At 40.4% G+C, this 13,190-nt stretch carries 10 protein-coding genes; 2 read left to right on the top strand and 8 right to left on the bottom strand.

The window, feature by feature from the left end; genetic code table 11:
• Positions 1–15: 15 nt before the first annotated feature.
• On the top strand, positions 16–747 hold the full coding sequence (locus DCO56_RS14870) for an RDD family protein (RefSeq protein WP_108634582.1): 732 nt from the start codon (positions 16–18) through the stop codon (positions 745–747).
• A gap of 257 nt (positions 748–1,004) precedes the next feature.
• Here the strand turns inward: DCO56_RS14870 and fabD are convergent, their stop codons facing one another.
• The 4 genes from fabD to DCO56_RS14850 form a co-directional block, all read right to left on the bottom strand.
• Entirely contained in the window at positions 1,005–1,895 is an 891-nt protein-coding gene (gene fabD / locus DCO56_RS14865) for an ACP S-malonyltransferase (protein WP_108634581.1), read from the bottom strand.
• A gap of 98 nt (positions 1,896–1,993) precedes the next feature.
• Complete coding sequence (locus DCO56_RS14860; protein WP_108634580.1) at positions 1,994–3,223, bottom strand: M16 family metallopeptidase; 1,230 nt, start codon at positions 3,221–3,223, stop codon at positions 1,994–1,996.
• Between the two features lie 18 nt (positions 3,224–3,241).
• Positions 3,242–3,688, bottom strand: a complete 447-nt coding sequence (locus DCO56_RS14855; protein ID WP_108634579.1) for a GNAT family N-acetyltransferase — start codon at positions 3,686–3,688, stop codon at positions 3,242–3,244.
• Positions 3,689–3,786: 98 nt separating this feature from the next.
• A complete protein-coding gene (locus DCO56_RS14850; protein WP_181390565.1) occupies positions 3,787–6,636 on the bottom strand; it encodes an outer membrane beta-barrel protein in 2,850 nt (949 codons plus the stop codon).
• Between the two features lie 222 nt (positions 6,637–6,858).
• Here DCO56_RS14850 and DCO56_RS14845 point away from each other — a divergent pair, with 222 nt between their 5' ends.
• Positions 6,859–7,455, top strand: coding sequence for a ribonuclease HII (locus DCO56_RS14845; protein ID WP_108634577.1), 597 nt, complete (start codon positions 6,859–6,861; stop codon positions 7,453–7,455).
• A 31-nt stretch (positions 7,456–7,486) separates the two neighbouring features.
• Here DCO56_RS14845 and DCO56_RS14840 read toward each other — a convergent pair whose 3' ends face one another.
• The 4 genes from DCO56_RS14840 to DCO56_RS14825 all read right to left on the bottom strand — a co-directional run bounded on the left by DCO56_RS14840 (position 7,487) and on the right by DCO56_RS14825 (position 13,100).
• Positions 7,487–9,967, bottom strand: coding sequence for a YfhO family protein (locus DCO56_RS14840; protein ID WP_108634576.1), 2,481 nt, complete (start codon positions 9,965–9,967; stop codon positions 7,487–7,489).
• Positions 9,968–10,202: 235 nt separating this feature from the next.
• Positions 10,203–10,520 (bottom strand): YbjQ family protein, encoded by a 318-nt coding sequence (locus DCO56_RS14835; RefSeq protein WP_104383460.1) that lies wholly within the window; start codon positions 10,518–10,520, stop codon positions 10,203–10,205.
• A 5-nt stretch (positions 10,521–10,525) separates the two neighbouring features.
• Positions 10,526–11,212, bottom strand: a complete 687-nt coding sequence (locus tag DCO56_RS14830; RefSeq protein ID WP_108634575.1) for a potassium channel family protein — start codon at positions 11,210–11,212, stop codon at positions 10,526–10,528.
• A gap of 97 nt (positions 11,213–11,309) precedes the next feature.
• Positions 11,310–13,100 (bottom strand): TrkH family potassium uptake protein, encoded by a 1,791-nt coding sequence (locus tag DCO56_RS14825; RefSeq protein WP_245935842.1) that lies wholly within the window; start codon positions 13,098–13,100, stop codon positions 11,310–11,312.
• Between the last annotated feature and the right edge of the window lie 90 nt (positions 13,101–13,190).

Raw genomic sequence — 13,190 nt, 5'->3', positions numbered from 1 at the left:
GGCTAAACCAAATATATGAATAAGCTTGAGATAAACACAGCACAAAATGTAAAAATCCAGTATAATCTTGCTAGCCTAGGTTCGAGGATGATCGCATTTGCCATTGATTACTTTATTATTGTCTGTTACTTTTTCTTTTGTATGTTTCTGTTGGATGCATTAAATATCACAAGCAGCGACCCCTATCTTTTCTATGGTATTATAATGGGAATGACATTACCCGCATTTTTTTATACCTTAATTACTGAAACAGCATTCGGCGGACAAACTATCGGTAAAAAGATTATGAAAATTAAAGTGGTGAAGCTTGATGGTTCACGCGCTGATTTTTATCAATACCTATCCCGCTGGACCTTATCAATCGTCGATATATGGATGACAATGGGCGGTATTGCAATTACCTCAATTGTCCTCTCCAAACATGGTCAGCGTATTGGGGATATTGCCGGAGAAACATCTGTCATTAGTTTGAAACCCGGTCTGAAGCTCAGCGATACCATCTATGAGGAAACTTTTGAAAATCATCCTATTTTGTTTCCTCAGGTCATCAAGTTAAGCGACAAAGACGCTAATGTGATCAAAGATGTTTATCAAACTGCATTTGACAGACGGGATGTAGGCATACTGACCGCCCTGGTTCAACGTTTAGAAACAATTATGGAGGTTAAACATCCCGAAAAGATGACCCCGAATGATTTCGTTCTACAAGTCATGAAAGATCACTATAGCATGTTTAAGGACAAATAGCCCCACAATACCTTATTAAGTTCTGCTAATACCTGGTTAAGAGACGAATATTAATCGGATATAATACGGATCTTATACGCTCATGACCGAACCAGCACCGTACAATCACCGAAGAAGAACCGTACGAGCACCGTCAAAAGTCAGCTATTGATGTTCCTTTAATCTACATTTTATCAAGAAAGTGCTGTTGGCTTTTAAATATAAAAAAAGGGCCAGTTGGTGAACTGCCCCTTTAAATTTTTAGTTACGACAAATTATTAAGCTGTTACAGAAGCTGCTGAAGTTGATACCTGACGATCTACTTTTTTTACTAAACCTTGCAAGACATTTCCCGGACCAACTTCCACAAATGCTGTGGCACCATCCGCGAGCATATTTTGTACAGTCTGTGTCCAACGAACAGCCCCAGTCAACTGTGCGATCAAATTTTGCTTAATAATAGCAGGTTCCGTTTGTGGCTGCGCATCAATATTCTGATAAATTGGACATCTCGGAGATAGAATATCCGTAGCTTCAATCGCTGCTTGCAATTCCACTTTAGCGGATTCCATCAAGGGAGAGTGGAATGCACCACCAACATTTAATTTTAGTGCTCTCTTCGCTCCAGCCTCAGTCAATAAGGCACAGGCTTTATCTACACCTTCGATTGATCCTGAGATCACCAATTGTCCCGGACAATTGTAGTTCGCTGCAACAACAACATCATCCACTTTAGCACAAATCTCTTCTACGATGGCGTCTTCCAATCCTAAAATTGCCGCCATTGTTGAAGGTTGCAATTCACAAGCTTTTTGCATGGCATTTGCACGCTGGGATACCAATTTCAATCCATCTTCGAAACTTAAAGCACCAGCTGCCACCAATGCCGAAAACTCACCCAAGGAATGTCCTGCAACCATGTCTGGCTGGAAAGAATCGCCTAATGCCTTCGCCAAAATAACAGAATGCAAAAAAATCGCAGGTTGCGTTACATTGGTCTGTTTCAATTCTTCATCCGTACCGGAAAACATAGTATCCGTGATACGAAATCCCAAAATATCATTTGCTTTCTCGAATAAAGCTTTTGTTTCTTCATTTAAATTATACAGGTCTTGCCCCATCCCAACAAATTGGGCTCCTTGACCAGGAAATACATATGCTGTTTTCATCTGTTATATTTTTCTTTAATGGCTGATGAGAGCTCGCAAGCTCGGTTTCATATTTTAAGAACTACTGTAACCGCAAATATATAGAATTCTATCAAATATTAATCTTCCGGAACAAAACTCAACGACAGCATCTTCCGGGGATCAAACACGTCTTGTGCAATCGCCAAAAGATTTGTGCGATCTAAATGTTGTATTTTCTCGATTACCTCATTCAATAAGATAACACGGTCATAATCCATCACATTCTTCGCCGCCGAAATAATCATGCTCATTCTATTTTCTTCCGTCAGGGCAATTTGGCCAATAAATTTCTGCTTTGCTTTCTTCAATTTGATTTCGGAAAGTGGCTGCTCACACATTTTATGTAGCTCTTTAAATACGAGCTTTTTAGCTTTTTCAACCTTTTCCTCATCGGTCCCTAGATAGATGCTAAATAATCCTGTATCTGAAAAGATCGTGTAATTGGATTCGATGGTATAGGCAATCCCGTATTTTTCCCGAATAGAAAGGTTGAGGATCGACCCCATTCCCATCCCTCCCAACATATTATTCAAAAGCAACAGGCCCGTTTTGCGCTCATCACGGTAGTCGTAAGCCAATGACCCGAGCATATAATGCACCTGATTAATGGGCTTGGGGACTTCAAGATGCTGCGCAGTAATTGGTTTTACATCATTTCTGGAACGTGAAATTGCATGTTGTCCTATCCCTCCAAAGACCTTATGCAACAACTTCTCGACCTCTTTTAGACTGTAATTACCTGTAATACCGATCACCATCTCATGCGTATCGTAGTTTGAGCGCATAAAGTCTGTAATATCATTCTTCTGCAAGGCTAAAAGCTGATCTTCAAGTCCCAATATATTGTGCCCTAAACCAGAGTCTTTAAACACGAGATCCTCAAAATCATCGACGATGGATTCTTCCGGGCTATCCAGATAAGAAGCCATTTCATCAACGATAACTGATTTTTCTTTATCCATTTCCACTTCGGGAAAAGTAGAATGAAAGAAAATATCTTCAAATAGATCCAGTGCCCGGTTGAGATACGGCTGTAGTACAGATGCATGGACACAGGTATATTCTTTTGTGGTGTAAGCATTCAGGTCACCACCGACAGACTCCAGATGATCGATAATCTGCTGCGTTGAGCGTTTCTCAGTTCGTTTAAATAAAAGATGTTCAATAAAATGCGCAACCCCGAATTTACCCTCCGATTCGTCCCTGGAGCCCGCATTGATGACCATGCACACATGGGTTACCGGCAAATTTTGATATTGGAATACCACACGGATTCCATTTGAAAGTCTAATGATTTCGTACTCCATTCAGTTTATGAAATTTCTCTAATTGATGTGTTTACGCATAAATTTGCGCGGGTGAAAAGCAAAACCATTTTTCTTATACAGATGAATGGCCCGCTCGTTATGTTCCTCGACTTCCAGCAAGATCATTTTACAATTCTTCGATTCTAGGTAGGAAGTTACAAAATCGACGGCTAATTTTCCAAGCCCCATCCCCCTGGCTTTTTCGCCCACAAAAAGTTCATCGAGAAGCCCAACTCTTCCTTTGAATTCAAAACTGAAGAAATAAGCGACGATCATATAACCCAAAATATCTTCTCCTTTGCGAATCAACCAAGCTTGTCCAAGTTGAGGGTCATTAACGAAAAGATCAAAATTGTCAATCGTTGTCTTGCGGTCGATATCGTACCCATCGATGGCATAAAATGCTTCCATCATTGTTACAATGGCTGGAATATCTCCTACTTTTAATTCATCAAACTTAATCATTTCGCGCTTGTTTTTGCAAAGCTAGGGATTTTTAAATGCAAAACGGTCATAGTGAAATCACTATGACCGTCTTTTATTCGTTATAAGATTGTTATTATTTACATACGTGGTGGACGCATTCCACCCGGAAATCTGTTTTCCCCTTCGGGATTACCCATCGCGAATTTCTGGAACTTATACGTAAACAAGACCATAAAATAACGGCCCAAACGATTGGTACGGCTATCTGTAGTTAGGAAGCCATCTACAGTACGAGAAAGATTTGTTTGCTGATTTAACAAATCAAATGCTTGCAAACGTAATGTCCCACGTTGATCTTTCAAGAATCTTTGTTCTACATAGGTATTGATAATGAACGGATTGGAGGACAACCCCTGACCATAGCCCTGATTGAAAGACTTCGAAAGATCGGCGCCAAAGATTGTGTTCTTCAAAATATTATATGAACCAATTAATGTTGGTGTCCACGTCTGAATATCGCTATTTCGCTGTAATAAGCTATTTTCTGTATGTGTAAATTGGTAACGAACACCCGGATTAATTTCCAGATTTTCGGATGGATTATAACGAAACATTAGTCCTTGAGTCAGGACGAAATTACGGGCTACATTTTTTTGTCCGATATTATCATTTTCATCGATCGAAGAATAGCCAATTGTTTTATTCACCGAAATACCCCCCATCAACATCACATTGAAGGTTTTTTCTTTCCAGGATTTACCGTAGTGGTAAAATGAATTGATCGCATACGGACGATCCCCCGTCTCATTCAGATAACGCGTCTCTGAGATCAATGCCGAATCAATTTTTCCTGTTGTGGGATCCTTCTGAATAGGACCGTAATACGATTTGTTTAAACTAACAATCTTATTATCAGCTAATGATCCATTGAGGAATACAAAGAAATTATTACCCTTTTGAAAGTCGTTTTTACGGAATCGTAGTTTCAAATCGTGATTAAATTCTGGATTCAGGTTCGCATTACCGTACACGATATTTGTTGAACTTGTACTCAGATTATATGGCAAAATTTGAGATACACTTGGTTCTGTTGGCGATCCGGAGTAGTTAACGCTTAAATTGGATTGACGGGAGAATTTATATTCAAAACGAGCAATTGGCATCCAGTTCATGTTGTTACGGGAAATCGGAATAATCTCGCCCGAATTAATCGCTGATCCCCTCAATTGGGATGGTTGTCCAGCGACTCCCACCGAGTAGGTCACTTTGTCATTGCTAAACAAATAATTCGCTCCGATTTTATGGGTTGTAAAAGCATAGTCATAATTATAATCAAGGTTTAACTTCGCATTTTCAAATGCGTTTTCAATACTACTGCTATCTTTATCGTAACCTTTTTGACTGATATTATTGTCATATTTATTCTTGTTGAAATCATAGGTCACCTCCAATTTGCCATTTTTGGATAAAGGCTCGGTATAATTTACCGAAGCTCCTGCATTCCAACTCTTATTGAGCGCATCCTGAACCGTACGTTGGTAAATGTTACTCATGGGCTGATTGATATTGGAGGGGTCGGAAATATACCTATCAAGTATCTGATTTACATCCTTATCTGTTTTGGCATTATTATAATTGAAATTGAAAAACAAGTTACGTCCATTGTCATTCAGTTTACGGTTATACAAACCACTGATCCCAAACCTTGGCGCTGTGGAGTTTGTTCCAGTTGTTAGTTCCTGTTTATTATCCAAAACATTACTTAAATAAGTAATCGAATTGGTTATCGAATTATTATTCCCGTCATCATAGCCAAACTGTGGCACAATCTTAATGTAATCCTTCGCAGTGGGCTTCCACTCTACGTTTGCCTCAAAACGATGATTGCCGCCAATGGTATTTGAATTCGCATCGACACTATCTGCTTGTGTCCGGCCCGGCGTTGCATTCACGATATATCGCTGGGAAAGGGTTGTATTATTGCTATGGCTATAACTATAGCTACCATAGGCAGTCAATTTATCCGAAAAATCCTTCCGAAAATTAAGTCCGATAGAGCCTATTTTGGTGAGACCGTCTGAGCCACCAAACATACCGCCGCCACGACGTCCACCACCACCTTGCCCGCGTCGGGCTCCGCCTCCTGTTGTGTTGAAATCAAAAAGAGGTGCATTGGTATTGTTTAAATTTCCGAGAACGGAGATCTGCTCGCCTTCGCGCATTCCCATCCACATTCCTGTTGCCTGATAACGGTCTTCTGTACCATATCCTGCACGGAGTGTCGTCATGTGACCTTGGTTATATTTAGGATCAATCTGAATGTTCAATACTTTTTCGGAATCGCCATTCTTATTTCCTGTGATATTGGCCATGTCCCCGTAGTCATCGATAATCTGCATTTTTTGGATAATATTGGCAGGAAGGTTTTGCGTGGCGGTCTTTACATCTCCACCAAAGAAGTCCTTACCATTGATCCGCACCCGTTTCACCGATTCTCCCTGAGCAGTGACATTACCATCTTTATCCACCTCCACGCCCTGTAGTTTTTTTAGCGCATCTTCAGCAACGGATCCATCACGTAATTTCAGGTCCTTCATCGTGTACTCCAGGGTGTCACTTTTCACAACTACCGTCGGCACGCCATCCACAACGACTTCCTCAAGCATTTGAGAATTCTGTTGTAAAGTCAGACTTGGGATAATGTATTTTACCTCTCCCTTCGGAAAGCTGAACTCTTTTTCAAAACGTTCAAAGCCTAAATTAGAAACAGTAATCTTAAATGTATCTGCCTTGATCTTATCGAAAGTGAAAATCCCGGCCATATTTGAACCTGCGGTCATGGAATCCAATTTTGAAGTCAACCTAACTGTTGCTCCCGCAATAACGCGGTTTTTATCGTCTTTCAACATTCCTTGTACGCTTCTCGTCTGACCATATACGGTCCATCCTGTTAACATACTCAACAAAAAAAGCATGAAGCCTCTCATAATACTTATTTTTATATTTCTATAATTGACAAATTCTTGACCGAATGCTCCTGTTTTCATTTAACCCATTCCTCCCCGGTCCATGCTCATCAGCACATTCAATATCTTTACAAAAGAAGAGATTATTAGTGTTAATTAATGTAAAAGGGCATTATTCACACAGAAGTTACAATGCATAACTCTAATTTTATTTGTACTTTCGTTCATTTACAGAATAAAAAGATGCTACTATCATATTATCAAGATCAACAGGTTGAAGCCGGATGTGACGAGGCAGGCAGAGGTTGCTTGGCAGGACCGGTCTTTGCGGCAGCAGTAATTTTCCCTGCCGATTACCATCACGAGCTTCTCAACGATTCGAAAAAACTAAGCGAAAAAAAACGGATGGCATTGCGTCCTATTATTGAACGGGAAGCACTTGCCTATGCTGTGGCGAGTGTCTCAGCGGAAGAAATAGACCGCATCAATATTCACAATGCCAGCTATCTCGCCATGCACAAAGCCTTGGATATGCTACAGATAAAAGCAGAATATATTATTGTGGACGGGAACAGGTTTATTCCTTATCAGTCAATTCCCCATTCCTGCATTATCAAAGGGGACGGAAAATATCTTTCTATCGCAGCCGCTTCTATCTTAGCAAAAACCTACCGTGACGAGTATATGGACAATATTGCTTCGGATTACCCCGCTTACGATTGGCTTAATAATAAAGGCTATCCGACTGTAAGACACCGGACTGCGGTGCTTGAATACGGGTCAACACCACATCATAGAAAAAGCTTTAGAATAACTGATCCACAACTCAAATTATTCTAAAGCTTCAACCTTTAAAAAAAGAAACAGCTTGCTATGCAGCTGTTTCTTTTTTTGTCTCCCGTAACGAGAAATATGCTGCTGCCACTATGCCTAATCCAAGGATAATCGACGATATTAAAGTCAAAAGATTACCCATCTTATGTGATTCCGGATCAAAGATAAATTCGACTTTATGTGTTCCTGATGGCAACTGTAAAGCTCTCAGCAAATAATCTGCACGGATAATTGGTATTTCTTTTCCATCGACATACGCCTTCCATCCTTTATCATAAAAAACTTCAGAGAATACCGCAAATGCGTCATTGGTAGCCGTATATTCGTACTGCATTTTATCAGGATGGTACGATGTCAGTTTAATTTCCCCTGTTGTAGCCGAGCTGGACGTTTTTGCTTTGATTTCATTCTGGTACTGTTGATTCACAAACGCTTCTTTACGCGGATCAAAAGAGCTGATCGCCTGCATTTCTTCCGCATTTCCTTTTACAAAGGTTATTTTGTCCACAAACCATGCATTCCCAGCTGCTGTGCTCCGTCTCACGATACGCTGTGACTGGTTTTGAGGATCTGTTGTGATCAAATAACGCACATTAAACATGTCTAGCACATCTTCGTTGAGCGCTCCGTTGAATTGATTCTCCAAGATTTCCTGAAAACGCATTAATTTAGCAGCATGATAACCGCCTAATGATTTATGGTAATAGGAAGGACGTGCATCAGAAAATGGATCTGTTGTCAGGTCAAGGACGCGATAACTTGGGTCTTTATCCATTAAGATCAATTGGTCAACCTCACGTTGCTGGAATACCTGCTGTGTAGTCGCTCCCTTTTCCATAAAGGATTTATCATTCAAAAAGCGTTTATCTACACTCCACAGATCGAATAGGAACAAGACAAGCAAAGTCCCCAATAACGCCCCTTCACTGACCTTTCTTTTGAGGTAAAACCAAACAGCCCCGAATGTAAGCAACACAATAACAAAGGAACGATAAGCATCTTTACTCGCGATATCTTTACGGTCCAAAACCAATTGGTTTGCCAGCTCTGTCGCAAAAGATTTATCACCAATCTGTTGGGTAAACGACTCAATTAAATTATTATGACCAGCATTTCTGAAGTTCAAGAACAAATCCGGTAGCAGACCGATCAGCAGACAAACTCCGCCGACACCAGCAAAAGTATACAGCACTTTCTTATCCAGGTTTGGAATTTCCTTAGCCCGTGTTAGCAATTCATTTACCGTCATGACAGCCATGAGCGGAACTGTAATTGAAACGAGTATCAAGATGGATTCCACGGCCCGAAACTTGTTGTACATTGGGAAATAATCAAAGAATAAATCCGAAACCAATGTAAAGTTCTTTCCAAATGACAAAAGCAAGGCTAATACAGTGGTTGTTAATATCCACCATTTGAATTTGTTTTTAACAATGACAAGTCCCAGAATGAACAAGAAGAAAACCCCAGCCCCAAAATACCAAGGCCCTGATGTAAAACGTTTATCGCCCCAATAAGTAGGCATTCCTTGCGCCATCTGTCCAGCCTGAACTGCCGATGCACCTCCTCTTTCCATAAAGAATTTGGCCACATGCGACTTCTCGTCCAATTGACCACCTGTGGCTCCGCCATAAGCATTCGGAATCAGAAAAGTCATGCTCTCACCAACACCTTGGCTCCATTCATAAGCATATTCCTTATCCAGCCCTTTTTCTTTTGTACTATTGTTATCGACCTTTGTAATATTAGCATGCCCACGTGTACTCAGCTTACTATACTCCCAGGTGGGCAACAAAATGGAAGCATTCACCATTAAAGCAATGATCACTGCAATCACCTGTCTCCCCGAGGCGATAAAAAACTCCCTTAGTTGTTTTTGCCGGATCGCATCGATTAGGGTAAAAATAACATATACCATCAATGCCATGAGCAAGTAATAGGTTGTCTGTAAGTGATTGACACGAATTTCAAGGGAAAGAAATAACGCCAGCAGCACCGGCCCCCAAAGCCTGCTTCCCCGATAACACATGATCACTGCTGCGATGACAGGCGGTATAAAGGCGATAGCATTGGCGCGGGTGATATGTCCCGCCTCAATATAAATAAAATTGTATGAAGTAAAGGCTATTGCCACTGCGCCTACCGCAGCGAGCCAGGGTTTGATGCGTAATACGCTAAAAAGAAAATAGGCCCCCAAAAGATAAAACAACACGGTGTCCATTGGGCTTGGAAAAACAAATTTGACGGCTTTCAGCATATAAGTGCCGATGTTATTTTCGTTCGCTTGCCAGATCTGATAGGTTGGCATTCCGCCAAACATGGAATTCGTCCACATAGGAGCTTTCCCATCTTTGGCTTTATAGTCAAATAATTCCTTTTGCCCAGCTTGAGCTTGCACCACATCCGATTGAGCAAGAGTCTTTCCCTGCCAGACGGGCGTGAAATAAAAAAATACGAGCACAATGAATAGCGCAATAACGATTAAATGTGCTGAATTTACCTTAAACCAATTTTTCATTTATCCTCTTAGGTTGTTTACAAGTCTTAAAAGCCAAACTTAGATAAATTTGTTTTTATATACAATTATAATTATGACCAATCTATTAAATATGCCTCCCTTGATCCTAGAAAGAAAAGATCACAGAAAGTGTAAGGCCAATGGCGCGATTTTCTTACTTAACGACAGTTCCTGAAAATGAAATGAGACGCCTTTTGCAAAAAAGGCCCTAATTATAGTTAGGGCCAATCTGGATTTATTTCATCTTAACGGCAGTTCCGGTTGCCCCGACCATCATCATTCCGCCTGTTCCTACAGTCTGGAAATCCAGCCGAACGCCTACAACAGCATCGGCCCCTAGCGCCCTAGCACGGTCTTCAAGCTCACGCAATGCTGCCTCACGGGTTTCCTGAAATGCACGCTCATAAGAATTAGAGCGACCACCAAAAAAATCTCTAAAACCGGCCATCATATCTTTAATGGCATTGGCTCCAAGAACAACCTCTGAAGAAACAATCCCCAGATAACGATCGATCTGGTGCCCCTCGATAATACTTGTTGTTGTTAATAACATAATTTTTATTCTCCTTTTTGAATTAACTTATTAATATTGGACAATTCGCCAAAAACAACCAAGATGTCACCTTCTGCCATTACCGTTTCAGAGGTGGCAATACCAGATGCTTCCTTTTGTTCTTTGGTGATTCCGTCCTTTTTTGTCTCTGTAATTTGCACTGTTGTCAGTACGATAATTTTATAAAGGTTGGTCAGATTGGCCTCCCGCAATGTCATTCCGACATAACGCTGTGGCACCTTTGTTTCTACGATAGAATACCGATCTGACACCTTAAATGAATCAACGATATCAATATTGTCCAACCGCATTGCCAATCGTTCTGCGGCTTCTTCCTCTGGCATGATATACTCATTGATCTCCATAGCTTCCAAAACTGTCTTCTGCAGATCAGATACGATACGGCCAATGATACGTTTTACTTTTAGTTGCTTTAGGAGTGCTACTGTCATGAGCGATGCCCCCTCATCCTCTCCAATGGCGACAATGACAGCATGAGCATCTTTTAAAGGCAGCGAAGATACAGCCTCCCGATCTGTTGTATCTAGGCATACTGTATGCGTGATCTTATCTTTGAGCTGCTCTACAATAGTTAGATTTCGATCCGCACCGATTACTTCATGACCGAGTTCAGTAAGATGAACGCCCAATGAACGCCCGAAGTGTCCTAACCCTAAAACAATATACTTCATAACTCAAACTAAGATAAATTTATTTTATTTGCAAGTCTAATCGCTTGCAAATAGACACCCTTTGATCTTTTGTATCTTTATACATAAGCAAACAAAATTAAAACAGGATCTTTTCCTCCGGAAATATAATATTCCTACGGGTCGTATTTTTAATAAATGCTACCAACAAAGTCAACATCCCCACACGACCAACCAGCATGGTCACGACTATGATCAATTTTCCACCCATGCTTAAGGAAGGAGTTATGCCCAAACTTAATCCACAGGTCGTATATGCCGATAAGGATTCAAAAAGCAAATCCTTCATGCTTTTGTCCGGATCGGTAAAAATAAGAACAAAAAAACTCAGCCCAACGACGAGGAATGATAATAGAATAATCGCAAAAGCCTTATTCACGGATTCACTCGCTATTCTCCTTTTAAAAATTTCAATATATTCCTTTCCTTTTGCCAAAGAAATGATATTCAGAAAAGATAGCGCCACTGTCGTCACTTTTACCCCACCTCCAGTAGACCCCGGAGAAGCACCTACCCACATCAATACCATAATCAGAAAAATAGTTGGCGCGCCGACGAAACTTAGATCTATGCTATTGTAGCCCGCCGAACGCGCAGCATTTGCCATAAAAAAAGATGTTGCCCATTCACCGTCAAAACCTTTTTCCAAAGAAAGTGTATTCTTGCGTTCTAAAAAATAAAAGAACAGTGTTGCTGCAACAATAATAATCGCATTACATAGCAAAACCAATTTGGAGTTAAAACTAAAGCTCCACGCCTTATGTTTGTAATTTTTCTTCGTAACCAAACGGTGATACCAAAGCAATATTGACTCCTTAACGTAGGTATAGAAGTTCAGTACAATTCCAAAGCCTAATCCACCAAGAATAAACAACGAAGAGAGCGCCAGCTGAAATGGATAGTTGAACTTATAAGCCTCATTGGTGATTCCGCCAGATAAAATAGAGAATCCAGCGTTACAAAATGAAGAAATGGAATGGAAGATCGAAAAGAAAATCATACTCCCCATATTAGGGAAATTAGCCTTTTCAAGGGTACTAAAGATCAATATCGCACCTAGAAATTCAAACAATAGTGTAATAAATATCATGGTCAATAAGGTTTTGATCACCGAGGCCACTTTATTTTCCCCCAATATTTCGCCAAACATCAATTGGTTTTTGAATGAGAATCCGCCAGAAAAAAAATAGCCAAAGAAACCCGTAAAGGTCATAATTCCGAGTCCGCCGACTTGTATCAATACAATAATAACGGTCTGGCCAAACATGCTAAAGTTGGTCGAAATATCTGCTACGGATAATCCAGTTATGCAGACAGCACTGGTCGCCATAAACAAGGCATCGACAAAACTGAGCGGAGCTTCTATTGTTGTTCGCGGTAGCATCAATAGGACTGTCCCGATCAGGATAAGCACGAGGAAGCTGATGACAAACAGTATGGTGGGATTAAAATAAAAATTATCGAAAAAGAGGGTACTTTTGGAGAGCTCAGCGATAAAAATAATATAAATACCCAGGTAAATCCACTGCTCGCGGGAAAAAACAGCTAGTGCTTCAATTCCGGCAAAACGGGCTATCAAAATAAAAATAAAATAAATCAGGATGAGCAGTCCGGAGTAATGTTCGACGGCAATTTTTTTCAGCGCATAAATGGATGATGACTCCCGCAACGCGATCATAAAAAAAAGCACAAAAAATAAGTAATGAATTGTCTTGCCCAGTAATATACCCAATATCGGGTCTGTGACATAACCTACGTTGAAAATCACAATTGCAGCACAAATCATGCTGGCGTAGAACATGATCTTATCTACTAGACCGTTTTTATATTTGAAAACAAATCGAACAAAACTTAATATCGAATCTACCATTATAAACCGCAAACTAAGATAAATTTGCCTTTATTCAAAAATCTATCTATATCTTCTCATCCAATGGGCAGGCTATTTTCACGTGAAACG

The organism is Sphingobacterium athyrii (genome assembly GCF_003071065.1).
Classification (GTDB): domain Bacteria; phylum Bacteroidota; class Bacteroidia; order Sphingobacteriales; family Sphingobacteriaceae; genus Sphingobacterium; species Sphingobacterium athyrii.
Note: the sequence above shows the minus strand (reverse complement) of the source record. Positions and strands in the feature narration are given on the sequence as shown.